At 66.9% G+C, this 21,547-nt stretch carries 25 protein-coding genes; 10 read left to right on the forward strand and 15 right to left on the reverse strand.

What is annotated here, in order from left to right:
* Window positions 1-88 precede the first annotated feature (88 nt).
* From HL653_RS24515 to HL653_RS19405, 3 genes are all read left to right on the forward strand, one after another.
* On the forward strand, window positions 89-922 hold the full coding sequence (locus tag HL653_RS24515; RefSeq protein ID WP_171745962.1) for a cold-shock protein: 834 nt from the start codon (window positions 89-91) through the stop codon (window positions 920-922).
* A gap of 335 nt (window positions 923-1,257) precedes the next feature.
* Window positions 1,258-1,590, forward strand: a complete 333-nt coding sequence (locus HL653_RS19400; RefSeq protein WP_171745963.1) for an NTF2 fold immunity protein — start codon at window positions 1,258-1,260, stop codon at window positions 1,588-1,590.
* Between the two features lie 143 nt (window positions 1,591-1,733).
* The gene (locus tag HL653_RS19405; protein ID WP_171745964.1) at window positions 1,734-2,243 is read left to right on the forward strand and encodes a thioredoxin family protein; all 510 of its coding nucleotides are present in this window, start codon (window positions 1,734-1,736) and stop codon (window positions 2,241-2,243) included.
* Between the two features lie 101 nt (window positions 2,244-2,344).
* On the opposite strand, the gene HL653_RS19410 is transcribed toward HL653_RS19405, so the two are convergent.
* The 4 genes from HL653_RS19410 to HL653_RS19425 form a co-directional block, all read right to left on the reverse strand.
* On the reverse strand, window positions 2,345-3,949 hold the full coding sequence (locus HL653_RS19410; RefSeq protein ID WP_171745965.1) for a cisplatin damage response ATP-dependent DNA ligase: 1,605 nt from the start codon (window positions 3,947-3,949) through the stop codon (window positions 2,345-2,347).
* A gap of 213 nt (window positions 3,950-4,162) precedes the next feature.
* Window positions 4,163-4,336, reverse strand: a complete 174-nt coding sequence (locus HL653_RS19415) for a DUF1328 family protein (RefSeq protein WP_171745966.1) — start codon at window positions 4,334-4,336, stop codon at window positions 4,163-4,165.
* 216 nt (window positions 4,337-4,552) lie between these two features.
* Entirely contained in the window at window positions 4,553-5,050 is a 498-nt protein-coding gene (locus HL653_RS19420) for a Dps family protein (protein ID WP_171745967.1), read from the reverse strand.
* Between the two features lie 136 nt (window positions 5,051-5,186).
* Window positions 5,187-5,498 carry a hypothetical protein gene (locus HL653_RS19425; RefSeq protein ID WP_171745968.1) on the reverse strand — a complete coding sequence of 104 codons (312 nt, stop codon included), beginning with the start codon at window positions 5,496-5,498 and terminating at the stop codon, window positions 5,187-5,189.
* Between the two features lie 186 nt (window positions 5,499-5,684).
* Here HL653_RS19425 and rpmG point away from each other — a divergent pair, with 186 nt between their 5' ends.
* The gene (rpmG, locus tag HL653_RS19430) at window positions 5,685-5,852 is read left to right on the forward strand and encodes a 50S ribosomal protein L33 (protein WP_171745969.1); all 168 of its coding nucleotides are present in this window, start codon (window positions 5,685-5,687) and stop codon (window positions 5,850-5,852) included.
* A 173-nt stretch (window positions 5,853-6,025) separates the two neighbouring features.
* The gene (locus HL653_RS19435) at window positions 6,026-6,202 is read left to right on the forward strand and encodes a bacterioferritin-associated ferredoxin (RefSeq protein WP_171747126.1); all 177 of its coding nucleotides are present in this window, start codon (window positions 6,026-6,028) and stop codon (window positions 6,200-6,202) included.
* A gap of 73 nt (window positions 6,203-6,275) precedes the next feature.
* Here the strand turns inward: HL653_RS19435 and HL653_RS19440 are convergent, their stop codons facing one another.
* The 3 genes from HL653_RS19440 to HL653_RS19450 form a co-directional block, all read right to left on the reverse strand.
* Entirely contained in the window at window positions 6,276-7,202 is a 927-nt protein-coding gene (locus tag HL653_RS19440) for a pirin family protein (RefSeq protein ID WP_171745970.1), read from the reverse strand.
* 117 nt (window positions 7,203-7,319) lie between these two features.
* Complete coding sequence (locus tag HL653_RS19445) at window positions 7,320-8,018, reverse strand: pirin family protein (RefSeq protein WP_171745971.1); 699 nt, start codon at window positions 8,016-8,018, stop codon at window positions 7,320-7,322.
* Window positions 8,019-8,051: 33 nt separating this feature from the next.
* Complete coding sequence (locus HL653_RS19450) at window positions 8,052-8,354, reverse strand: hypothetical protein (protein ID WP_171745972.1); 303 nt, start codon at window positions 8,352-8,354, stop codon at window positions 8,052-8,054.
* Between the two features lie 92 nt (window positions 8,355-8,446).
* On the opposite strand from HL653_RS19450, the gene HL653_RS19455 reads away from it, so the two are divergent.
* On the forward strand, window positions 8,447-9,367 hold the full coding sequence (locus tag HL653_RS19455; RefSeq protein ID WP_171745973.1) for a LysR family transcriptional regulator: 921 nt from the start codon (window positions 8,447-8,449) through the stop codon (window positions 9,365-9,367).
* 238 nt (window positions 9,368-9,605) lie between these two features.
* Window positions 9,606-10,823: an FAD-dependent monooxygenase gene (locus tag HL653_RS19460; RefSeq protein WP_171745974.1), complete on the forward strand. Its 1,218-nt coding sequence runs from the start codon at window positions 9,606-9,608 to the stop codon at window positions 10,821-10,823.
* A 207-nt stretch (window positions 10,824-11,030) separates the two neighbouring features.
* Here the strand turns inward: HL653_RS19460 and pal are convergent, their stop codons facing one another.
* From pal to HL653_RS19495, 7 genes are all read right to left on the reverse strand, one after another.
* Complete coding sequence (gene pal / locus HL653_RS19465) at window positions 11,031-11,552, reverse strand: peptidoglycan-associated lipoprotein Pal (protein WP_171745975.1); 522 nt, start codon at window positions 11,550-11,552, stop codon at window positions 11,031-11,033.
* Between the two features lie 72 nt (window positions 11,553-11,624).
* Window positions 11,625-12,980, reverse strand: a complete 1,356-nt coding sequence (gene tolB / locus HL653_RS19470; RefSeq protein WP_171745976.1) for a Tol-Pal system beta propeller repeat protein TolB — start codon at window positions 12,978-12,980, stop codon at window positions 11,625-11,627.
* Window positions 12,980-13,846, reverse strand: coding sequence for a hypothetical protein (locus HL653_RS19475; RefSeq protein ID WP_253717105.1), 867 nt, complete (start codon window positions 13,844-13,846; stop codon window positions 12,980-12,982). The genes tolB and HL653_RS19475 overlap by 1 nt, the downstream gene beginning before the upstream one ends.
* 150 nt (window positions 13,847-13,996) lie before the next feature.
* Window positions 13,997-14,443 (reverse strand): biopolymer transporter ExbD, encoded by a 447-nt coding sequence (locus HL653_RS19480; RefSeq protein ID WP_171745978.1) that lies wholly within the window; start codon window positions 14,441-14,443, stop codon window positions 13,997-13,999.
* 3 nt (window positions 14,444-14,446) lie between these two features.
* Entirely contained in the window at window positions 14,447-15,142 is a 696-nt protein-coding gene (tolQ, locus tag HL653_RS19485; protein WP_171745979.1) for a protein TolQ, read from the reverse strand.
* On the reverse strand, window positions 15,139-15,615 hold the full coding sequence (locus HL653_RS19490) for a YbgC/FadM family acyl-CoA thioesterase (RefSeq protein ID WP_171745980.1): 477 nt from the start codon (window positions 15,613-15,615) through the stop codon (window positions 15,139-15,141). Before HL653_RS19490 ends, tolQ begins: the two co-directional genes overlap by 4 nt.
* Window positions 15,616-15,802: 187 nt before the next feature.
* The gene (locus tag HL653_RS19495; protein WP_171745981.1) at window positions 15,803-16,780 is read right to left on the reverse strand and encodes a TauD/TfdA family dioxygenase; all 978 of its coding nucleotides are present in this window, start codon (window positions 16,778-16,780) and stop codon (window positions 15,803-15,805) included.
* A gap of 49 nt (window positions 16,781-16,829) precedes the next feature.
* Here HL653_RS19495 and HL653_RS19500 point away from each other — a divergent pair, with 49 nt between their 5' ends.
* Window positions 16,830-17,798 (forward strand): hypothetical protein, encoded by a 969-nt coding sequence (locus tag HL653_RS19500; RefSeq protein WP_171745982.1) that lies wholly within the window; start codon window positions 16,830-16,832, stop codon window positions 17,796-17,798.
* A 103-nt stretch (window positions 17,799-17,901) separates the two neighbouring features.
* Here HL653_RS19500 and HL653_RS19505 read toward each other — a convergent pair whose 3' ends face one another.
* Complete coding sequence (locus HL653_RS19505) at window positions 17,902-19,119, reverse strand: aspartyl/asparaginyl beta-hydroxylase domain-containing protein (protein WP_253717114.1); 1,218 nt, start codon at window positions 19,117-19,119, stop codon at window positions 17,902-17,904.
* Window positions 19,120-19,249: 130 nt separating this feature from the next.
* Here HL653_RS19505 and HL653_RS19510 point away from each other — a divergent pair, with 130 nt between their 5' ends.
* Entirely contained in the window at window positions 19,250-20,305 is a 1,056-nt protein-coding gene (locus HL653_RS19510; protein WP_253717116.1) for a hypothetical protein, read from the forward strand.
* A gap of 11 nt (window positions 20,306-20,316) precedes the next feature.
* Window positions 20,317-21,477: an aspartyl/asparaginyl beta-hydroxylase domain-containing protein gene (locus HL653_RS19515; protein WP_171745984.1), complete on the forward strand. Its 1,161-nt coding sequence runs from the start codon at window positions 20,317-20,319 to the stop codon at window positions 21,475-21,477.
* Window positions 21,478-21,547 lie beyond the last annotated feature (70 nt).

A 21,547-nucleotide genomic window follows, 5' to 3' on the forward strand; every position in this document is an offset into this window, starting at 1 on the left:
ATAGTATATGCTGACCAATCTGACGCGACTTCGCCCGTCGCGTCCGGTTTGATGCTCGGGGCGACTGACTTGGAAAGATTCTTGCGGCATGGGTTTTGATAGAGGGCGGCGCGGCCAGCGCGGTGGCAGGGACAAGCGCGACGGCTTTGGCGAGGACAGCTTCGGCGGTTCCGATTTCGGCGGCGGCTATGGCGGCGGCGGCGGTGGTTACGGCGGCGGGGGTCGCGGTGGCTATGGTGGCGGCGGTGATCGCTTCGGCGGTGGTGGCGGCGGCTTCGGCGGCGGCGACCGTTTCGGTGGCGGCGGTGATCGCTTCGGCGGTGGCGGCGGCGGCGGCGGTTTCCGCAGCGGCGGCGGTGGCGGCTTCGGCGGCGGTCGTGGCGGCGGCGGCGGCGGCATGCCTGCCCAGATGATCGGCGAAGGCAAGGGCACCGTTAAGTTCTTCAACGGCCAGAAGGGTTTCGGCTTCATCGTTCGCGATGACGGCGGCGAGGACGTGTTCGTGCACATCTCGGCGGTCGAGCAGGCCGGTCTTTCCGGTCTGGGCGATGGCCAGACGCTGGAATTCACGCTCGTCGATCGCGGCGGCCGTGTCTCGGCGACCAACCTGAAGCTCACCGGCGATGTCGTTCCCGTGGGCGAAGGCCGTGCACCGGCTGCGGCCGGCCCCGGCGGCGCCGCGGGTGGTCCGCAGCGCCAGCTGACGGGCGAGAAGGCCAGCGGCACGGTGAAGTTCTTCAATGCGATGAAGGGCTTCGGCTTCATCCAGCGCGATGATGGCCAGCCGGACGCGTTCGTCCACATCTCGGCCGTCGAGCGCGCCGGCATGACGACGCTGAACGAAGGTGATCGTCTCCAGTTCGAACTGGAAGTCGATCGTCGCGGCAAATATGCGGCCGTGAATCTCGTCCCCGGCGAATAATCGCCGGATCGAACCTACGCCGAAACGATCGGGCCCGGCCAGCGGATGCGCTGGCCGGGCCCTTTCTTTTTGGTCGATGGGTGAATGTGGCGGCAAAAGGAAATCAGCGGCCGCTTTCGCCTCATAGCGCGCCGTCAAAGAACCGCGTCACCCCGGACTTGATCCGCGGGCCCGCTTCGATCGCCCCGCAGAAGAGAAGCGGGATCCCGGATCAAGCCTGTCCTGAGCCTGTCGAAGGGTCAGGGATGATGGGATGATCAACGACGGCTTTCGCGCCTGTTGCGGACATCGCCGGTGATCGGCATCGTCGCGATATGAAGCGAATAACACTTGTGATGGCGTTCATGCTCGCCGCTTCACCTCAGGGCGGCGTCGCAAATCCCGTTCACGTCACAACGCAAAGCGCAGCCGACAAGTGTCGCGAAGATGTCGAGATATTCCAGCCCAAAGGTGGCATCGTCGACAATGAAAAAATCGCGATCGATATAGCTGATCGCTATCTGCGCCGGGCACTTCCTGGAATGTTCGTCAGACCGCTTTCTGCAAAGCTCCGGAATGGAATCTGGATCGTGCATGGCTTCCAGCCCGAACGGGGCGTGGGTGGAACAGCTTATATTGAGATGTGCCGATCAAACGGAAAAGTCCTGAAGATATACGGGACACAGTGAAGCCCGCTTCCACCCGCAGCAGCCACTCGCTCCCCGCCCCAACTTTAGGCCGCCCAAGAAAGCCTCTCTTCGGCAAAAACGCCCCCGCACCTATTTCCCGGGCATGATCGTTGCACCGAGCAACGTACCGGAGACTGAAGACTATGCGTGCCATCCTGTCCGCCTTCGTGGCCATCGCTCTGGCGGGCACCGCCGGCGCCGCCGTTCCCGCGCCGCGCGTGAAGGCGCAGAGCTTCGAGCAGCTCGCCAAGCCCCTGCCCCTGCCCTACAACCAGACCGCCCCCGCCATGGCCTCTGTCGACAAGGCGCGGGCGCGCGCCAAGGCGTCCGGCAAGCTGCTGCTGATCGATCTGGGCGGAAACTGGTGCCTCGATTGCCGGATCCTCGCGGGCACGATGGAACTGCCCGAAGTCGATGCGTGGATGAAGAAGCATTATGAGATCGTCTCGGTCGATGTCGGCCGGTTCGACAAGAATCTCGACGTGCCCGCGCGCTATGGCTTCAAGGATCGCCTGGCGGGCGTGCCCGCTTTGCTCGTGGTCGATCCGAAGAGCGATCGCCTGATCAACGCCGGCAAGACCACCGCCCTCTCCGACGCGCGCAGCATGAACCCGCAGGGCCTGGCCGACTATCTCGCGGAATTCGCGCGGTAATTAGGCCACGTGCTCCTGCGAAAGCAGGAGCCCAGGGCTGCAAAGCGACACGTGTGAAGCTCTGGACTCCTGCTTTCGCAGGAGTACGGCTCCACGGCATTTCAAACGATCAGCCGCTTCAGCGCCTCGATCGTATCCGCCTCGGCCGCCGGCTTGTCCGTCCGTATCCGCGCGATCCGGGGGAAGCGCATCGCCACCCCGGATTTGTGCCGCTTCGATACGTGAATGGAATCGAACGCGATTTCCAAGACGAGGCTCTTTTCCACCTCGCGCACCGGGCCGAAGCGCTGCACCGTGCTGGTCCGCACGAAGCGATCGAGCCACTTCATCTCCTCGTCGGTGATCCCCGAATAGGCCTTGCCGACGGGCAGTAATTCGCCCGCCTCGCTCCAGCATCCGAACGTATAGTCCGAATAATAGCTGGAGCGGCGCCCGTGCCCGCGCTGGGCATACATCACCACGCAATCGGCGGTCAGCGGATCGCGCTTCCATTTGTACCAGAGGCCCGTGCGCCGCCCCGCGACATAAAGCGAATCCCGCCGCTTGAGCATCACGCCCTCGATCGCGGCGTCGCGCGCGCCCGCCCGAATCTCCTCCAACGCCTCGAAATCGGCCGCCTCGATCACCGCCGACAGATCGAACCGCGCGGGATCGAGGCTGCCGACGAACGCCTCCAGCCGGGCCCGGCGCGCGCTCCACGGCTGCTCGCGCAGATCCTTCCCGCCCTCGAACAGGATATCGTAAAGCCTTACGAACGCGGGATAATCGGCCAGCGCCCCCGCCGACACCGTCTTGCGCCCGAGCCTCTGCTGGAGCGCGTTGAAGCTCGCCGCCCCCTCGCCTTCCGCCAGCGCCTCGCCGCCCTGATGCGCGCCCTTCACCAGCAATTCCCCGTCCAGCACGCCGGGCGTGCGAAACGCCGCCGCCACCTCCGGGAAGCTCGCGGTAATGTCGTCCCCCGCGCGGCTGTAGAGCCGCGTCTCCTCGCCCACGCGCACGATCTGGACGCGAATGCCGTCCCATTTCCACTCGGCCGCATAATCGGCGAGATCGACGCGCGTGTCCTCCAGCGGATGCGCGAGCATGAAGGGACGGAAAACCGGAACGTCGGCCGGCGTCGGTTGCGCGCCCGTCCCCTCGCCCCAGGCGAAGAGCGGTGCGAAGGGTGGCTTCAGCCCGTGCCACACCTCCTCAACCTGATCGACGTCGAGGCCGAACGCGCTGGCGAGCGCGGTCTTGGCGAGGCGCGACGAGACGCCGACGCGCAATGCCCCCGTCGCCAGCTTCAGCAACGCATAGCGGCCGGAGGCGTCCAGCTGATCGAGCATCTCCGCCAGCGCGCGCGGCGCCTCCGCCCGGCCGAGCGATTTCAGCCGCTCCACCACGGCGGAAATGCGGAGCGCGCCGCTGTCCACCTCCTCGACCATCCCCGGCGGCTTCGGCCAGAGCAAGGACACCGTCTCGGCCAGATCGCCCACGAAATCGCGGCTCATCGAAAACAGCACGGGGTCGATCCGCTCCTCCACGATCGCGCGGATCGCGGCGGGCTTCACATGCGGCAGGTCCAGCGTCCCCGTCAGCGCGGCCATCGCCCAGCCGCGATCGGGATCGGGCGTCGCGCGCAGATAATCGGCGATCAGCTTCAGCTTGCCGTTGCGCGAGCGCGTATAGACGAGGCCGTCGAGCAGGCGCGAAAAGTCACGCATCCCGTCCCTCTCTATTTCGCCCCCATCCGTTCGCTTCGAGCAGCATCGAGCCTGTCGAGATGCGCTTGTCGAGAAGGCGGGCGTCGACTTCTCGACTGCGATCTCGACAAGCTCGATCTTCGCTCGAAGCGAACGGGAACGATGCGTGACCGGCGCAAAAAGAAAAGGCGACCCGCCGGGCCGCCCTCCCTCTCATCGTCATGGCAGCACCCGTCAGGTGATCGCCCTGCCGGCCAGCAGCGCCAGCACGAGGAAGATCACGAACAGCGCGATCACGATGAAGAACAGGATTTTGGCGATGCCGATGAAGGCGCCGCCGATCCCGCCAAATCCCAGCGCCCCGAGGATCAGGCCCAGGACGAGAAACATCAGCGCAAGCTTGAGCATGGAAACTCCTTTCGCTGATATAACGACCGGTAAAAGGCTGCGTTCCCGTTCGTCCCCGCCAACGCCGGCCGAAATCAACGTCCACCATTTGCACTGAGCCTGTCGAAGTGCCGTTCTTTTTACCGTTGGCGAGAAGAACGGTGCTTCGACACGCTCAGCACGAACGCGGTGCGGGCGGCGCGGCAGGACCTCGATCCGTACCGGCCGCCTCGACCATCACGCCTTGCGGCTGGCCTCGAACAGGAACCAGGAGCGCTCCTCGGCCTGGTCGGTCCATTCGTCGACGATGCCGCTGGTGGCATTGTCCTTGGCCTCCTCGGCCTGTTCCTTCACGACGCGGAACGCCTCGACGAGCTTCAGATTGTCGTCGCGCAGCTCCGCCAGCATCGCATCGGCGCTGACGAAATCGGCATCATTGTCCTTGATCGTCTGGCGGCGGGCAATGTCGCCGATCGAGCGCAAGGTGGTGCCGCCGGTCTTGCGGACGCGCTCCGCAATGGCGTCGGTCACGCCCAGGATCTGCGTCGCCTGATCGTCGAGCATCAGGTGATAATCGCGGAAGTGCGGGCCGGAAATGTGCCAGTGGAAATTCTTGGTCTTCAGATACAGGGCATAGGCATCGGCCAGCGACGCGTTGAGCGCCTCGGCGACCCCGTGCAGCTTGTTGCTGGAAAGATCGGTGGGCGTGGCAAGTTTGGAAGGCGTATCCGCCATCGGGAATCTCCTCATTCGCTGGTTCCGACCCTTCTAACGGAAAAGCGGCGGAACGGCTCCATTACGGGAGCCGAACAATATCGTTCAAGCTGATTGAGAAAATCGCAGACCTCGAAGCGGCGGAATTTGATCGCGATCAATGCGCGTAGCGCACGCCCACGGTCGCGAGGAGAAGCGGTGCCACGTCATGCGTCTCCGACGTGCAGGATGCCGCCTGGTCGATCGCGGCCAGCCAGGGGCCGAGCAGCGCGGATCCTTCCTCACGCGCGATCGCATCGGCCATCCCGCCGACCACCTCGGCCGCCGAATGCAGTTCGCTGGCCAGCGCCAGACGCCGCAGCTGATTGACGAGGAGCATCCGATCCGCCCCTTTCAGCCGGGGAAGCTCCGCGGCAAACTGGCCGAGCGCGGTCCGGAAACCCGATTGCTGATCGATCATCATCGCCATGATAAGCCCCCCTACCGATACTTATGGAGAAAACAGGGTTACCGGAGGATTAAGACGGATCGATTTCACCGATCCCTTGACATTTGCCCTGCCCGGCGTCACAGGGCACCTCCAGCGAGCGGCTCCGGCCGCTTTTTGTTTTTCCGGCGTCGCAAGGCGCCCCAGCAGAAGATTCGGGATAGCCCCATGGCCAAGCCGACTACGGTCAAGATCAAGCTCGTCAGCACCGCCGACACGGGCTTCTATTACGTGACCAAGAAGAATCCGCGCAACCAGACCGAGAAGATGAACTTCCGGAAGTATGATCCCGTCGTGCGCAAGCATGTCGAGTTCAAGGAAGCCAAGATCAAGTAAGCGCCGCGGGAGGCCCCGTTGCCTCCCAGCGCCGCCTGCCCGCATCCGGCCGCGCGCGCCCACGCCTTTCCGCGAAGGGTGCGCTTGCGATGAACCGAATGCGATCGACTCGCAAAAACTGTTGCGAGTGGTTCTCACTAGCTTTAGATCAGGTGGCGACGATGGAGTCGCCGATGGTCGTTTGCGTGTGCAATGCTCTGAAGGAACGTGATGTCCGCGAAGCGGCGCGTTCCGGCTGCCAGAATCCTTTGGCCGCCTATGCGGCGTTCGGCCGCCGGCCGCAGTGCGGCCAATGCATCCCCTTCGCCCGCGCCCTGATCGCCGAAGAGCGCGCCGCCAGCGCGGCCTGATCTTTTCGGATATTTGAATGCATCGTGCTCCTGCGAACGCAGGAGCACGGCAGCATTCTAACTCAGCAGTAGCTCAGGGATAGCGCACGGGCGCCGGCTTGATATCGGCCGGCAGCGGGATGAACTCGGTTTCGCCGGGCACCCTGGCGAAGCGGCCTTCGCGCCAATCCTCCTTGGCCTGCTCGATCCGGTCGGCCGAACTCGATACGAAATTCCAGAAGATCTGGCGCGGCTCCGCCAGCGGCTCTCCGCCGACCAGCATCAGCCGTGTCGGGCCGTCCGCCTTCAGCACCATCTCCGCACCCGGCTTGAACACGATCAGCTCATGTTCGGTGAAGCCGCCGGTCTGGCCCTCCACCGTCACCGCGCCGGAGACGACATAGATGGCGCGCTCCTCATGCTCGGCCGACAGGCGATAGCGGGCGCCGTCCACCAGCACGATATCGGCATAGACGATGTCGGAGAAGCTCGGCACCGGCGAGCGCAGCCCGTCGCTCGTCCCCACGATCAGGGTCAGCGCGGTGCCGTCGCCATCCGTCTTGGGAATATCCTGCGCCTTGAAATGGGCGAAGCTCGGCGCGGTTTCCTCATGCGCCTTGGGCAGGGCCACCCAGGTCTGCAGCCCGTAGAGCGGGCCACCGGCGGCGCGCACCTCGGGTCCGCTCCGCTCGGAATGGACGATGCCGGAGCCCGCCGTCATCCAGTTGACCTCGCCCGGCCGGATCGCCTGCACCGATCCCACGCTGTCGCGATGAAGGATCTCGCCCTCCAGCAGATAGGTGACGGTGGCGAGGCCGATATGGGGATGCGGCCGCACATCGAGCCCGTCGCCGCCGGCAAAAGCGGTCGGCCCCATCTGATCGAAGAAGATGAACGGGCCTACCATCCGGCGATGCGCCGAGGGCAGAGCGCGCCGTACCTGAAAGCCATCGCCCAGATCGCGGACGGGCGGCAGGATGATCGAATCGACACCGGGCATGTCATGCGCGCGCAGGGTCATGGCGTCTTCTTTCCGTTTCCAATTCCGTTCGTCCTGAGCGAAGTCGAAGGACGTGCTCCAAGTGTTACCACCTGAAGCACGTACTTCGACAGGCTCAGTACGAACGGTTCAAGTTGTTCAGGCCGCGTCGACGAGGACCAGTTCGGTATCCTCGATCGCCGTCACCTTCAGCGTCTCGACGCCCGTGATCGCGACGCCGTCACGCGCATTGGCGCGCTGGCCCTCGATCTCGACCGCACCCGTCGCCGGGACGAGATAGCCGCGCCGATCCGCACCCAGCGGATATTCGGCGGTCTCGCCCGCCTTCAGCGTGGCCGCCACCACCCGCGCATCGGTGCGGATGTTGAGCGCGTCATTGTCGTTCGCGAAGCCGGAGGCCAGCACCACGAACTGGCCGGACCGATCGCCCTTCGGGAAGGGCTTGGCGCCCCAACTCGGCTTCTCGCCGGTGCGGGTCGGCTGGATCCAGATCTGGAAGATCCGGGTCGTCACGTCCTCCATATTATATTCGGCATGGGCGATGCCGGTGCCGGCGGACATCACCTGCACGTCGCCCGCCTCGGTGCGGCCCTTGTTGCCCAGATTGTCCTGGTGGGTGATCGCGCCTTCGCGGACATAGGTGATGATCTCCATGTCCCGGTGCGGATGCGGCGGAAAGCCGCTCTTGGGCGCGATCGTATCGTCGTTCCAGACGCGCAGATTGCCCCAGTTGGTCCGCTTGGGATCATAATAATTGGCGAAGGAGAAATGGTGCTTGGCATCCAGCCAGCCATGATTCTCGCCGCCGAGCGATGCGAAAGGCCGTACTTCAATCATGTCAGATCCTTTCCGGTATCCGGAATTGGGGGTTCAGAGCGAGAGGAGAGCGAGCGCGTCGACCTGCGCGGGGCTGAAGCCCTGATCGTGCAGCACCGGCACCAGCGCCTCGGCCGGCTTGCGGCTGCGGCGCGTGGAGCAGACGAAGCTGCGGATCGCCTCCAGCCGTTCGTTGGCCAGAGGGCGCGGGCCGTGATGGCCCGTCAGCCTGGCGTAGATCTTTCGCAGCGCGCCCGGTTCGCGGGTGGCGACGCAGCCGCATCGGGCCGCATCGTTGAACGCGATCGATACCGCCTGCCATTCGGAGCGGCTGAGGGTGGGCTGTGCTGCGATCATCTCGACCTCCTTTTGCGTTGGGCCGGAGATAAGCGAGGTGGACTTGCCCGATAAGCCGCATAATATCGGTGAGTTCATTCGAGAAAGTTGAAATGGCAAATCCCGGCACGCCCACCTTCGATCAGCTCCGCCTGTTCCTCGCCGTCGTCGAGACGGGCAGCTTCGCCGCCGCCGCGCGCCGCATGAACCGCGCCGTCTCGGTCGTGAGCTACGGGATCGGCAATCTGGAGGCGCAGCTGGGCCTGCCCCTGTTCGAGCGGGAGGGCACGCGCCGCCCGACGCTGACCGTGGCCGGCCGCGCCGTGCTGGCCGAGGCGCGCAATGTCGCACAGGGCATCGATGGCCTGCGCGCCAAGGTGAAGGGTCTGCTCGAAGGGCTGGAGGCCGAGGTCAATCTGGCGGTGGACGTGATGCTGCCGTCCGATCGGCTCGGCCGCGTGCTGCGGGGGTTCAGCGCGCAATTCCCCACCGTGTCGCTGCGCCTGCATGTCGACGCGCTGGGCGCGATCACGTCGCACGTGGTGGATCGCCGCGCCGTGATCGGCATCAGCGGCCCGATCATATCCGGCACCGAGATCGAGCGCGTCGCGGCCGGATCCGTGCTGATGGTGCCGCTCGCCGCGCCCGATCATCCGCTCGCCCGGATGAACCCGATCCCGCCCGGCGCCACGCGCGATCATGTCCAGCTCGTCCTGTCCGATCGCTCGCCGCTTACCCAGGGGCGCGATTTCGCCGTCACCAGCACGCGCACCTGGCGCCTCGCCGATCTGGGCGCCAAGCATCAATTGCTGCGCGAGGGGATCGGCTGGGGCAACATGCCGCTGCCGATGGTGGAGGCCGATCTGTTCGCGGGCACGCTCGTCCGCCTCGCTCTGCCCGACGATACGGGCGGCACCTATCGCTTCTCGGGCATCTGGCGCCGCGACGAGCCCCCCGGCCCCGCCGCCTCCTGGCTGCTCCAGCAATTCCTCGACGAAGGCGCGAACGACGACGTCTCCGCCCCGGACGTGTGAGGCGCCTCGCCACCTGCCGTCATCCTGAGATAAGTGGGGGTCTATTCCGCTCGAACATGTATCGATCATACTCCTGCGAAAGCAGGAACCCAGAGCTGCAAACACCACCGCCCAGCGTCCCTGGATTCCGGCATTCGCCGGAATACGGTGAACGTCAGATCGGTGTCCACGGTCGAACCTGATCCACCTCAAGCAAGTTCAGGATGACGGCACCCGCATGAGCGCCTAAACCGCCCCCATGGAACGCGCAGACGTCATCATCCTCGGCGGCGGGCTTGTCGGCCTCACGCTGGCCCTCGCTCTCGATGCCCACGAAATCTCCGCGATCGTCGTCGATCCCGCCGATCCGGCCACCTTGCATGCCGCCGGCTTCGACGGCCGCTCGTCGGCCATCGCCAGCGCCTCGTACAAGATGTTCGAGGCGATCGGGCTGGCCGATCGCCTTGCCGGCAAGGGCTGCCCGATCCGCACGATCCGCGCCGCCGACGGCCTCACGCCCCGCGCCCTCGTCTTCGACACGAGCGAGGAGGAAGGCCCGCTCGGCATGATGTTCGAAAATCGCGCGGTGCGCCTCGCGCTGCACGAACAGGCGAAGGAAGCGCGTCACCTCCGCCTGCTCGCCCCCGCCACCCCCGTCGCCACCGAGCGCACCGAGGCGGGCGTGACGGTCACGCTCGCCGACGGCACCACGCTCTCCGCTCCTTTGCTGATCGCCGCCGAGGGCCGCCAGTCGCCCACGCGCGAGGCCGCCGGGATCGAGGTGGCACGCTGGCACTATGATCATTCCGCGATCATCGCCACGCTCGGCCACGAACTGCCCCACGGCAACGTCGCGCACGAAATCTTCTATCCGGCCGGCCCGTTCGCACTGCTGCCGATGAACGACGATGCCGATGGCCACCGCTCCGCGATCGTCTGGACGGTGCCCCGGCGCGATGCCGCCGCCATGCTCGACCTGCCCGACCGCGCCTTCCTGGCCGAGGCCGAGAAGCGCATGGGCGGCATGCTCGGCGCGCTGCGCACCGCCAGCCGCCGCTCCAGCTATCCGCTTGGCTTCCATCATGCCGCGCGCATCACGGACACGCGCCTCGTCCTCGTTGGCGATGCGGCGCACGGCATCCATCCGATCGCTGGCCAGGGCCTCAATCTCGGCCTGCGCGACGTGGCCGCGCTCACCGAAGTGCTGGTGGAAGGCCTCCGCCTCGGGCTGGAGCCCGGCGACGCGCAATTGCTCGCCCGCTATCAGAACTGGCGCGCGCTCGACACGTTCACGGTCGCCGCGACCACCGATGCGCTGACCTGGATCTACGGCGTCCCCGGCAAGACCGCGCGCGCCGTCCGCCGCTTCGGCATGGACGTGATCGAGCGCGTGCCGCCGATCAAGCAGATGTTCATGGCCGAGGCTCGTGGCGAAAGCGGCCAATTGCCCAAGCTGCTGCAGGGCATGGACGTCTGATCGACCATCACGTCATCCCGGACTTGATCCGGGATCCCGCTTCTTTCCTTGCTCAGCCCTGCGAATAGGCAGCGGGACCCCGGATCAAGTCCGGGGTGACGGACTGGAGAAACAAAAAGCGGAGACAGCCCATCGGCCGTCCCCGCTTTCTAGATCCGCCGAAGTCGCGGTCCCTCCCCACCTTCCGATGGGGAGGCACACCGGATCTTATTGCGGCACCACCGTCACGGCGCGGCGATTCTGCGCCCAGGCGGCTTCGTCCGAACCGGTGTCGACCGGGCGTTCCTTGCCGTAGCTGATCACGGTCAGGCGGCTCGCGTCGATGCCGGCATTGACCAGGAAGGTCTTGGCGGCATTGGCGCGCTTGTCGCCCAGGGCCAAGTTATACTCACGCGTGCCGCGCTCGTCGCAATGGCCCTCGATCGTGGCGGTCACGTTCGGGAACTTCTTGAGCCAAGCAATCTGCGCGGTCAGGATCGCCTGCGCTTCGCCGTCGACATCATAGCTGTCGGTGGCGAAGTGGACGGTGTCGCTGCCGGCCTGCGCGAGGAAATCGGCGCGCGAGCCGGGAACGACGGTCGAGCCGACCGGCGCGGACGGCGGCGGTGCGGGCGGTGCGGTCTCGGCGGGCGGCGGCGGCGGAAGATCGGCCGGCTTCGGCGTCTTCGAGCAGGCGGCGAGCGCGAGCAGCGCGGCGGTGACCATCAGGCCCTTGGTCGTACTACGCATCAATTCGTCTCCTTATCATGGGCATATCAGCCGGTATCGTTACGGGTACAAAACTTCTTTAACGCCGTCGTTTCACGGAAGTAACGGTCCCCAGGCCGGATCGGATCCATCCAGCGGCGTCGGAACCGGATGTTCGTTCACACCCGTGAGATCCACCGACCACAAATCTGCCTTGCCGGAGCCCTGCCCGGTGCGGAAAAACAGGATGACGCGGCCATTCGGTGCCCAGGTCGGGCCTTCATCCTGCCAGCCGTTGGACAGGATCTTTTCGCCCTGCCCCGACGGCGACATCGTGCCGATGTTGAACTTGCCGGCCACGTGCGTGAAGGCGATCAGGTCGCCGCGCGGGCTCCACACCGGCGTGGCGTAACGCCCGCCGCCGAAGCTGATGCGGTGCTGGTTCGATCCGTCCGCATTCATCACGTAGATCTGCTGGCCGCCCGAGCGATCGCTCTCGAACACGATCTGCGATCCGTCGGGCGAGAAGCTGCCGCCCGTGTCGATCGCGGGCGAGGTCGTCAGGCGGATCGGCGTGCCGCCGCCGGCGGGCACCTTGTAGATATCACAATTGCCGTTGACGATCATCGACACCAGCACCCAGCGCCCGTCGGGCGAGAAGCGCGGCGCGAAGGTCGTCGCCCCGCCATCGACGACGAGCCGCTTGCGGCCCGAGCCCACGTCGTAGGAATAAACGCGCGGACGATCATTCTCGAACGACATGAACACGATCGACTGGCGGTTCGGCGCGAAGCGCGGCGTCAGCACCAGCGACTGGCCGTTGGTGATGAAGCGGTGGTTGGCGCCATCCTGATCCATGATCGCCAGCCGCTTCACGCGCCGCACCTTGGGGCCCGTCTCGGAGACGTAGATCACCTGGCTGTCGAAATAGGGGCCCTCGCCGGTCAGGCGGGTATAGACCATGTCCGCGCACTTGTGCGCCGCGCGGCGCCATTCGCTGGGCTTCACGACGAAGCCCTGCCGCGTCAGTTCCTGCTTGGCGAACACGTCGTAGAGGTAGCAGCCCACGGTCAGCGTGCCGTCGCCATTGGCCTGCACGAAGCCCTGGATCAGCGCCTGCGCGCCCGTCGTCAGCCAGCCGCCATAATCGGGCGCCGTCACCTGCGGGAACACGACCGGACGGAGCTGGCCGGGCGCCAGCGGCGTGAACAGGCCGCTGCCCTTCAGATCGCCCGAAATCACCTGCGCCAGCTGCGCGCCGAGCGCGTCGGTCGATCCGGCGGGCGTGTTGGTGGAGGCCGGTGTCGGCATCACCGGAATGGCGATCGGCATGGGCTGCGAGATGCCGCCGGTAATGTCCACGCGGATCGGCGCGCCGCCCGCGGCCGGCGGGGCCGCATCGGGCGCGGGCGTCTGCGCGGTGGCGGGCAGCGCGATGGCGGCTGCCAGAAGGATATTGCGGAGGATCATCACTGCATCTGCCTTGGAATGAAGCCCATTTCGATATTCTCCCAGCCGCCGGCATACAGCTCGGCGGGCAGGCGCAGCGGCGAACAGCGCAGCACGGCCGCGCGGCTCACCTCCGCCATCTGCTGCTTATAGCGCGCATTTGATCCGTCCACGCCCGTCTGCTCCACCACCTGGGCGGATTGCACCGATCCGTCCTTGTTGAAGCGAAGCTGGAGCACGGTGACGATCTGCATGGCGGGCGTACCGCCCAGAGCGCCCAGCTCGTAGCAGGGCTGCACCTGCCGTTTTATGGCAGCGGCAAGCCCGTTCATCGCGGGGCCGGTGATGGCCGCGCGCGCGGTCGTGCCCTTGCCGGCCGAGGGCGAGGCGATGCCCTTCAGGAAATCGGGGCCGAGCTTGCTGCCGGTCGTACGACTGCCCTTGCCCGCCGTGGCGCCCTTGGCCTCGGTTTTCGCCGCCGTGGAGATGTCCTTGAGGAAATCGGAGCTGAGCCGCTGCGCCGGCTTGGGCGGCGGCTCGGCCTTCTTCGCGTCCTTCTTGGGTGCCGGTTCGGGCTTGGGCGCGGGCGGCGCCGGCACGGGCTCCTTCGCCGCTTTGGGCACCGGGGTCGGCTGCGGCGCGGGCTCGGGCGGCGGCGCTTCTTCGGGCGGCCCTGCCTCGGGCGCGGTCTGCTCCTGCGGCGCCTCGGTCGCGGGCGCGGGTGCGGCCGACTGGAGCCCGACCGCATCCACCAGTTGCACGTCCATCGTCTGCGGCACGGCATGGATCGGCGGCACGCGCCGCGAAATGCCGATCGTCAGCACCGCCAGCAAGACGAGATGGCCCGCGACGGCAAGGCCGATGCCCTTCTGGTCGGCCCTATCCAACGGACGCTCCATGCGCCGTCCCGCCCCCCTCCCTGGAAGGGAGGGGCTGGGGGTGGGTCGCTATCGGGGAAGCGGGCGTTCCGCGCACACGCGGGCCAACCCACCCCCGGCCCCTCCCTTCCAGGGAGGGGAGAAGGATGTCGGACGCCGTCACTGGCCCTTTTGCTCGCCCTGCGTGGTCACCAACGCGACCTTGTTGAAGCCGGCATGGCTCAGCTCGCCCATCACGCCCATCACGCGCCCGTAATCCAGGCCCGTATCGGCGCGCAGATAGATTTGCGGCGCCTCGCCGCCCGGCTTGGCCGTAGCCTTCTCCTGCAGGCGCGCGGGCAGCGCGGAGAGCGCCACCTGTTCGTCATCCACGAAGATCTTGCCCTCGCCGTCCATCGAGACCTGGATCGGCTTCTGGTCCTGATCCAGCGCGCCCGCGCGGCTGTCGGGCAGCTTGATCGGCACGCCCGCCACCAGCAGCGGCGCCGTCACCATGAAGATGATCAGCAGCACCAGCATGACGTCCACGAGCGGCGTCACGTTGATCTCGGCCATCGGCGCGCGGCGCCGGCCATGGCCCTTGCGGGTGACGGGGCCCATGGCCATCGCTCAGGCCTCCCGGTCCAGCTCGCGGCTGAGCGTCAGGTGGAAGCGATCGGCGAAGCGGTGCAGCCCGGCCTCGATCCGGTCCAGCCGGTGCGTCATGCGGTTATAGGCGATCACGGCGGGGATCGCCGCGAACAGGCCCAAGGCCGTCGCGAACAGCGCCTCCGCGATGCCCGGCGCAACCGCGCCGAAGCTGGTATTCTGGCTGGCGGCGATATCGCTGAACGATCGCATGATGCCCCAGACCGTGCCGAACAGGCCCACGAACGGGCAGACGCTGCCGATCGTCGCCAGCACGTTCAGCCCGCTGGAAAGCTTGTCCACCTGCGTCGCCGCCTCGGTGCCCATCGCGCTGGCGAGGCGTGCGCGCGTCGCCTCGGTGTCCATCTTCTTGTTGGCGGTCGACAGGCGCCATTCCTCGATGCCCGCGCCGAACACCTTCGCGCTCGGCACGTCGACGCCGCCCTTTTCGCGCAGGAAGCGGTCCATATCGTCGGCCTTGTCGAAATCCGCGCCGAACTGGGCGTCGCGTTTGGCGATGCCGGCGAGGCCCAGGCCCCGCCCGAAGATGATCGTCCAGGTCCACAGGCTGGCCGCCAGCAGACCGATCATCACCATTTTCACGACGATGTCCGCATGGAGGAACAGAGCCAGCGGCGAGATGGACGCCTGGGTAACGGAAACGGTCAGTTCGTTCATCGGCGCGCTTCCGCTCCTCCGCTTAGTGCCTTGAAGGCCGTGATCCATGCCTCGGGTTGGCGGCGCGGCCGCCCGTCGGGACCGACGAAAACGACCGTTACACGCCCTTCGACGACCACATCGTCATCACGCATGACCCTTTGATGAACGACGACTCCCGCGCCCCGGATTCGTTCCACCGTGCTAACGACCAGCAGTGCCTCGCCCAGCCGCGCGGGCCTGCGATATTTCAGCTCGGCCTCGGACACGACATAGGCGCTGCCTTCCGTCGCCAGCGTCGCGATATGATCCGCGCCGACCAACGCCAGCATGTCCGAACGCGCGCGCTCGAAGAAAGCGAGGTAACGCGCATGATAGACGACGCCGCCCGCATCCGTATCCTCATAATAGACGCGCACCGCGAAGCGATGCTCGTTGTCCACGATGCGACCCGCATAGGGGCGATCGGGATCATTTGGGACTGGATCGGTCATATCTTGCGGATAGGGAAGCGATCGCCGCCTGGGAACCGCCTGGGAGCGATTTTTGGGTTTCTGCGGTGTCGCTTGAGCGAAGTCGAAGGACAGGCTCCAAGCGATGCCCTTTGCGGCCCGTGCTTCGACTTCGCTCAGCACGAACGGAGGGCTCTGGCCTATTTCGCAACGATCCCTGGGAGAGAAGCTACGCCAACCGCGCCGCAATCTGTGGCGGCAAGGGTGGCGCGAAGCCCGGCCGGCGCCAGGGCGCATCGTCCGGTTCGTCCGCATCGGGGATCGCGAATTTCACATAGCCGAAGAAGGTCGCGATCAGGCGCTCGCCCGGATCGATGATCGCGTTCCGCCCGTGCATGAAGCGCGTATTGTCCAGCATCACCGCGTCGCCCGGCTCCCACCGGACCGGCACCTTCAGCCGATCGCCCGTCGCCTTGATCGCCTGCAGCCACGCCTCGGGCACGGGATGGCCGTCGTCCAGCACCGGGAAATCCGGCACCCCGTTGTTGAAGCGCGCGAACAACAGGAAATTGCCGAAAGCGGGCGCATCCACGAACATCGGCCTATGCAGCGCCGGCCGCGAGAAGACGCGCACCACCTCGTCATGCACGCGGTGGAACGAATAAGGGCAGCCCTGCCCCACGCGCGACACCAGTTCCGCATCGCTGGGATCGGGCGTGCCGAGCCAGTAATCCAGCAGCTCCGGCCAGGTCGGCTTGATGTAGAGCAGCCGCCGCCACGCCAGCCCCTCCCGCACCGTATCGGGCAGCGCCTGCACCAGTTCCACGCCGTCGCACAACGTCGTCTCCCCGCCCCGGCTGGGCGCGGAGAGGCAGCAGAAGAAGGCGATGTCCGGCTTCCACGGTTCGCGCGACAGCTCCGGGTGGAGCGAGAATTCGCGCACGCCGCCATCCACCGTATAGATATTCTGGTCGGGCTCGATCGGCTGGCGGCCGGGGCTCTCGTTGAACACGGCGGTCGAGCAGAATTGCCACGCGAAGCGGCGGAAGGCGCCCGCATCCACGCCGAAACCGCGGAAGACGATCGCGCCGTGCGCCTTGTAAAGGCGTTCGATCGTCGCGGGATCGAGGCTCAATATATCCTCGCCCTGATCCGCATCGATCAGGACATTGGGCCGCCCCGGGCGGGGCAGAGAGATGGTGGGCATGGCGAAACGGGGATAGCGGCAGACGCGCCCGCTAGCTATAGCCTGCGGCATGGCGCTGACGATCGACGACCTTTTCGCCTCGCCCGACCATTATCTCCACAGTTTCGATGGCGATGCGGCCATCTTCGTGCCGATGGACCGGGCGGCCTATCATCGCTCCATCTTCCTCGACGGGCGCATCGCCCCGGCCGGCGAAGGCGAGATGCGGCTGCCGATCGGCGCGCTGCCCGCCGCGCCGCCCGCGCCGAAGCGCACCGGCTGGATCTTCCACATCGCGCATTGCGGATCGACCCTGCTGGCGCGCGCGCTGGATCGGCCGGAGGCGAACCTCGTCCTGCGCGAGCCGCTGGCGCTGCGGCAGGCGGCCGTCTCGCGCCACGAGCGGCTGATCGCGCTCGCCACGTCGACCATTTCGAAGCGCTACGATCCGGCCCTGCCGACGATCGTGAAGGCGAATGTGCCCGTCAATTTCCTGCTGCCCGAACTGGCCGCGCAAGACCCGCAGGCGCCCGCGATCCTGCTCTATCTCGGCCTCGACGATTATCTGGCCGCGATCCTGCGCAGCGACAATCACCGCGCCTGGCTCCGCAACGTGACCGGCCAGCTCGTAGCGCATCTGGGCGATACGTCGACGCTGTCCGATCCCGAACGCGCGGCCTTGCTGTGGCTCGCCCAGTTGCGCGCCTTCGCCAGCACGCTGGATCTCATGCCGAATGCGCGGTCGCTGGATGCCGAACTGTTCTTCGCGGACCCCACCCCCCTGTTGGCGGCGGCCGCGACCTGCCTCGGCGTCCCGATGATGGCCGATGACGCGGCCGCGATCACGCGGGGACCGCTTTTCTCCACCTATTCGAAGAACCCCACCGTCGCGTTCGACAATGACGCGCGCCTCGCCCGCAAGGCTGAACTGGCGCGTTCGATCGGGACGGAGCTGATCGCCGCGCACGACTGGATCGCCCGCAATGGTGGAGACGCGGCCGATGTGATCGCGAAACTGGAAGGTCGGGCACTCTTGTAACCGTCGGCGCCTCGACGGATCGGCCCGCCCGCGCGGCGCTATCAGCTTTTCCGAATCGTCATTGCGAGCGCTCAGCGCCCGCCCACCGGCAAAAATCAGCCCTTCACTCCGAAAGGTCGAGGGCCTTGTTCCCGCTTTGCCCCGCCGCGAGCGCGACATCGTAGAAGCGTCGCAGCAGCGCGCGCTCGGTTTCGCGGATATACGGGTTCCACACGTCGAAGATCAGGATCGCGCGCAGCCGGTCCGATCGGTTCCACGCCTCATGCTCGATCGTGTCGTCGAAGGCCCAGGCCTCGCCCTCCACCCATTCGCGCGTTTCCCCGCCGACGCGGAAGCCGCAATCCGGCGGCACGATCAGCGGCAGATGGATAATCGTCCGCACGTTGCTCACGCCGGTATGCGCGGGCAGATGCGCGCCGGGCTTCAGCAGCGAGAAGAAGACGGTCGGCGTCCGCCCCGGCAGATCGGAGAGCGGCAGCGCCTCCACGGCGGCGGCGGTCTTCGGCGCCCGCGCGCAGGCGGCGTCGTTGCGCTTGCCGTCCTTCCACAGATGCAGCGCCCCCCAATCCATCTTGTGGTCGAGGGGAGTCCATTTGTTGGCCGGCGTGCCCGGCTCCATCGCGATATAGGGCGCGAAGCCAGCGCCGTCGTCCGCCAGCAGCATGTCCAGTTCGGCCCGGATCTCGTCCGTCTTCGCCTCGATCTGCTCCATCCACGGGAAATGCGCGCGATCGAAAAACTCGTCTGCGGGCAGGAACGGAAAATGCAGCCCCGCACATTCGTTCGCGAAGATCGGCCGGCGCCCCAGCGCATGATCGACCGCGGCCTTGAAACGCCGCGTTTCGCTGGATCCCAGCGGCTCCAGCAGGCCCGCCAGCCCACCGTCGATCGCCGCCGCGAAATCGTCATGATGGCGCGCCACGGCGGCGCTCGCATGATCCAGCATCGCCTCCAGCGCGGGCGTCCGCTCCTCGATCTCGTCCGCCATCGCCAGCACGCCCGACCAGTGCGTCACCGCGCCAGCCTCGTCGCCGATCCGCTCCAGCAGTTCGGCCATGCGCACGCGAGCCATGAAATGGCGCTGGTCGATCTCCAGCGCCGCCGCCAGCGCCTTGCGTTCCCGGTCGTTCAGCCCCTGGGCACGTGCCGCCCGCGCGAGATTCAGCCACAGGTCCGGCGCGCGCGGATCGAGCACCACCGCACGCGAAAACAGCCCGGCCGCATCGCCATGCCGTCCTTCGGAGAGCGCATGGACGCCCAGCGCATTGAGCGCGACCGGATGATCCCCGCCCCGGGAAATCACTTCGCGAAACAGACGCACGGCCTCACCGCGCTGGCCATCCCGCTGCGCCTGCCTCGCTAGAGCGAGCAACTGTTGAACACCCCCTGCGTCCATTGACAGTGATGTTACAGAAAGCCGGCCCATAGACAAATGCTCATCGCGCGGCGACATGAGGGCCATGTCGCAGGCAGGATCGTCGGCCCCCATCCCATCCATCGAAGTGGCCGCGCGCGATCCGGAATGGATCGCGCATCGCTATGATCCGGGCCACGATGCGGTTCACCTGCTGCCGGTGCCGCGCGCCCAGCAGCGCAAGGCGACCTTTCTGACGGACGAATATCTGCCGGCGGGCCTGCAGCCGTTGATCGTGCGCCGCCGGGATGCGGCGGGCGCGCTGCCCGCCCCCGCACCGATCCACTTCGTGTTCCACTCCGCCTTCTGCTGCTCGACGGTCGTCGCCAACGCCTTCGATCTGCGCGGCCGCTCGATGGGGCTGAAGGAGCCGGTCATCCTCAACGATCTGATCGGCTGGCGTCGGCGCGGCGGCGAAGGGCCGGACATGGCCGAGGTGCTGGATGACGCGCTGCGCCTGCTCGCCCGCCCCTTCGCGCAGGGCGAGAGCATCGTCGTGAAGCCCTCCAACGCGATCAACGCGCTGATCGCGCCCATCCTCACGCTCCGTCCCCAGGCGCAGGCGCTGCTGCTCCACGCGCCGCTGCGCACCTATCTCGGTTCGATCGCGCGCAAGGGGCTGGACGGGCGCCTGTGGGTGCGGACCCTCCTGCTCGGGCTGCTGGACGACAGGCTGGTCGATCTTGGCTTCTCGCCGCGCGATCATCTCGGCCAGACGGACCTGCAGGTCGCGGCGATCGGCTGGCTCGCGCAGCACGCCTTGTTCGCGCGCACCGTGCAGGCCTTCGGCCCCGGCCGCGTCCGCACGCTCGACAGCGCGACGTTGATGGCCGATCCGGCGCGCGCCATGGCCGCGCTGGCCACGCATTTCGGCATCCCCTTTTCCGATTCGGAGCTGGCGGCCATCGTCTCCGGCCCCGCTTTCACCAGCCATTCCAAGTTCGGCACCACCTTCGGCGCGATCGAGCGCGCGAACGAGGAAGAAACCGGCGTCGCGCTTCATGCCGACGAAATCGACAAGGTGATCGCCTGGACACAGGCCGTCGCCGATGCCGCGGGCATTTCCATGGTCGCGCCCGCCCCCCTCTTCTAGGATCACGGAATATGAAGGAAGATCTTCAGCGCATGGGCGAAATGGGGCTCGCCGCCCTTTCGGCGGGCGATGCCGTGCAGGCCCGGCGCATCTTCGAGCGGATCGAGTCCGAGGGGCGCGGCACGCACCAGCTCCGCCTGCTGCTCGCGCAGGCCTGCACGATGCTGGGCGACGCGCCCGCCGCGCACCGTGTGCTGGATCGCGTGCTGCAGGACGAGCCCGCCAATCTCTACGCCAATCTGATGCGCGGCGATCTGCTGCACACGGCGGGCGATCCGCGCGCGGCCGTTTCCTGGTATCAGGCCGCCTTGATGCAGGCGCCGCGCGCGGGCGCGCTGCCGCAGGATCTGATCGATGCCCTCCACGAAGCCGAGCGCAAGGTGGAGGCGGTCGGCCGGACCTTCGCGGATCACATGACCGCGCAGCTCGCGGCGGCGGGTGTATCGGGGGCGGTTCATCCGCGCTTCGCCGAGGCGCTCGATCTGCTCACCGGCAGGGCCGAGGTGCAGCTCCAGCAGCCGACCAACTTCTATTATCCCGGGCTTCCCCAGCGCGCCTTCTTCGATCGCGAGGAATTCGATTGGGTCGCCGCCCTGGAGGCGAAGACGCCGGAGATCGTCGCGGAGCTGGAGGCGCTCGTCGCCAGCGATCCGTTACGCGAGCCCTATGTCGTGCCCGAGCCCGGCCGCCCCGCCAAGGCGCACCCCCTGCTCGGCGACACGCGCTGGAGCGCGTTCCACCTGTTCCGCGAAGGCGCGCCGATCGAGGAGAATGTCGCGCGCTGCCCGAAGACGTTCGCCGCGCTGGCCGATCTGCCGATGCCGCGCATCACGGGACGCTCGCCCATGGCGATGTTCTCGGTGCTGCGCCCGCACACGCACATCCCGCCGCACAACGGCATGATCAACACGCGGCTCATCTGCCATCTGCCGCTGATCGTGCCCGAGGGCTGCCGCCTGCGCGTGGGCAATCACACCCGCGCCGTCGAGGCCGGGAAGATGATGATCTTCGACGATTCGGTCCGGCACGAGGCCTGGAACGACAGCGACGAGACGCGCATCGTGCTGATCTTCGAGATCTGGCGCCCCGAACTCACCGAGGCCGAGCGCACCGCGCTGACGACGCTGTTCGGCACGATCGGCGTCTATTCGGGAGCGGGCAACGGCGCCTGAGGCGCGGCGGAATATCGGCTTGTCCGGAGTTCAGCCCGCCTGACGGGATGCGCGCCGCGTGATCGGCGCG

It is taken from the genome of Sphingomonas sp. AP4-R1, from assembly GCF_013113735.1.
Taxonomy (GTDB): domain Bacteria; phylum Pseudomonadota; class Alphaproteobacteria; order Sphingomonadales; family Sphingomonadaceae; genus Sphingomonas_I.

Excerpts from the sequence above, each read along its gene's own strand:
- HL653_RS24515 (WP_171745962.1), top strand. The coding sequence starts at position 89 with ATGGGTTTTGATAGAGGGCGGCGCGGCCAGCGCGGTGGCAGGGACAAG.
- HL653_RS19400 (WP_171745963.1), top strand. The coding sequence starts at position 1,258 with ATGGCGTTCATGCTCGCCGCTTCACCTCAGGGCGGCGTCGCAAATCCC.
- HL653_RS19405 (WP_171745964.1), top strand. The coding sequence starts at position 1,734 with ATGCGTGCCATCCTGTCCGCCTTCGTGGCCATCGCTCTGGCGGGCACC.
- HL653_RS19410 (WP_171745965.1), bottom strand. The coding sequence starts at position 3,949 with ATGCGTGACTTTTCGCGCCTGCTCGACGGCCTCGTCTATACGCGCTCG.
- HL653_RS19415 (WP_171745966.1), bottom strand. The coding sequence starts at position 4,336 with ATGCTCAAGCTTGCGCTGATGTTTCTCGTCCTGGGCCTGATCCTCGGG.
- HL653_RS19420 (WP_171745967.1), bottom strand. The coding sequence starts at position 5,050 with ATGGCGGATACGCCTTCCAAACTTGCCACGCCCACCGATCTTTCCAGC.
- HL653_RS19425 (WP_171745968.1), bottom strand. The coding sequence starts at position 5,498 with ATGGCGATGATGATCGATCAGCAATCGGGTTTCCGGACCGCGCTCGGC.
- rpmG (WP_171745969.1), top strand. The coding sequence starts at position 5,685 with ATGGCCAAGCCGACTACGGTCAAGATCAAGCTCGTCAGCACCGCCGAC.
- HL653_RS19435 (WP_171747126.1), top strand. The coding sequence starts at position 6,026 with ATGGTCGTTTGCGTGTGCAATGCTCTGAAGGAACGTGATGTCCGCGAA.
- HL653_RS19440 (WP_171745970.1), bottom strand. The coding sequence starts at position 7,202 with ATGACCCTGCGCGCGCATGACATGCCCGGTGTCGATTCGATCATCCTG.
- HL653_RS19445 (WP_171745971.1), bottom strand. The coding sequence starts at position 8,018 with ATGATTGAAGTACGGCCTTTCGCATCGCTCGGCGGCGAGAATCATGGC.
- HL653_RS19450 (WP_171745972.1), bottom strand. The coding sequence starts at position 8,354 with ATGATCGCAGCACAGCCCACCCTCAGCCGCTCCGAATGGCAGGCGGTA.
- HL653_RS19455 (WP_171745973.1), top strand. The coding sequence starts at position 8,447 with ATGGCAAATCCCGGCACGCCCACCTTCGATCAGCTCCGCCTGTTCCTC.
- HL653_RS19460 (WP_171745974.1), top strand. The coding sequence starts at position 9,606 with ATGGAACGCGCAGACGTCATCATCCTCGGCGGCGGGCTTGTCGGCCTC.
- pal (WP_171745975.1), bottom strand. The coding sequence starts at position 11,552 with ATGCGTAGTACGACCAAGGGCCTGATGGTCACCGCCGCGCTGCTCGCG.
- tolB (WP_171745976.1), bottom strand. The coding sequence starts at position 12,980 with ATGATCCTCCGCAATATCCTTCTGGCAGCCGCCATCGCGCTGCCCGCC.
- HL653_RS19480 (WP_171745978.1), bottom strand. The coding sequence starts at position 14,443 with ATGGCCATGGGCCCCGTCACCCGCAAGGGCCATGGCCGGCGCCGCGCG.
- tolQ (WP_171745979.1), bottom strand. The coding sequence starts at position 15,142 with ATGAACGAACTGACCGTTTCCGTTACCCAGGCGTCCATCTCGCCGCTG.
- HL653_RS19490 (WP_171745980.1), bottom strand. The coding sequence starts at position 15,615 with ATGACCGATCCAGTCCCAAATGATCCCGATCGCCCCTATGCGGGTCGC.
- HL653_RS19495 (WP_171745981.1), bottom strand. The coding sequence starts at position 16,780 with ATGCCCACCATCTCTCTGCCCCGCCCGGGGCGGCCCAATGTCCTGATC.
- HL653_RS19500 (WP_171745982.1), top strand. The coding sequence starts at position 16,830 with ATGGCGCTGACGATCGACGACCTTTTCGCCTCGCCCGACCATTATCTC.
- HL653_RS19510 (WP_253717116.1), top strand. The coding sequence starts at position 19,250 with ATGAGGGCCATGTCGCAGGCAGGATCGTCGGCCCCCATCCCATCCATC.
- HL653_RS19515 (WP_171745984.1), top strand. The coding sequence starts at position 20,317 with ATGAAGGAAGATCTTCAGCGCATGGGCGAAATGGGGCTCGCCGCCCTT.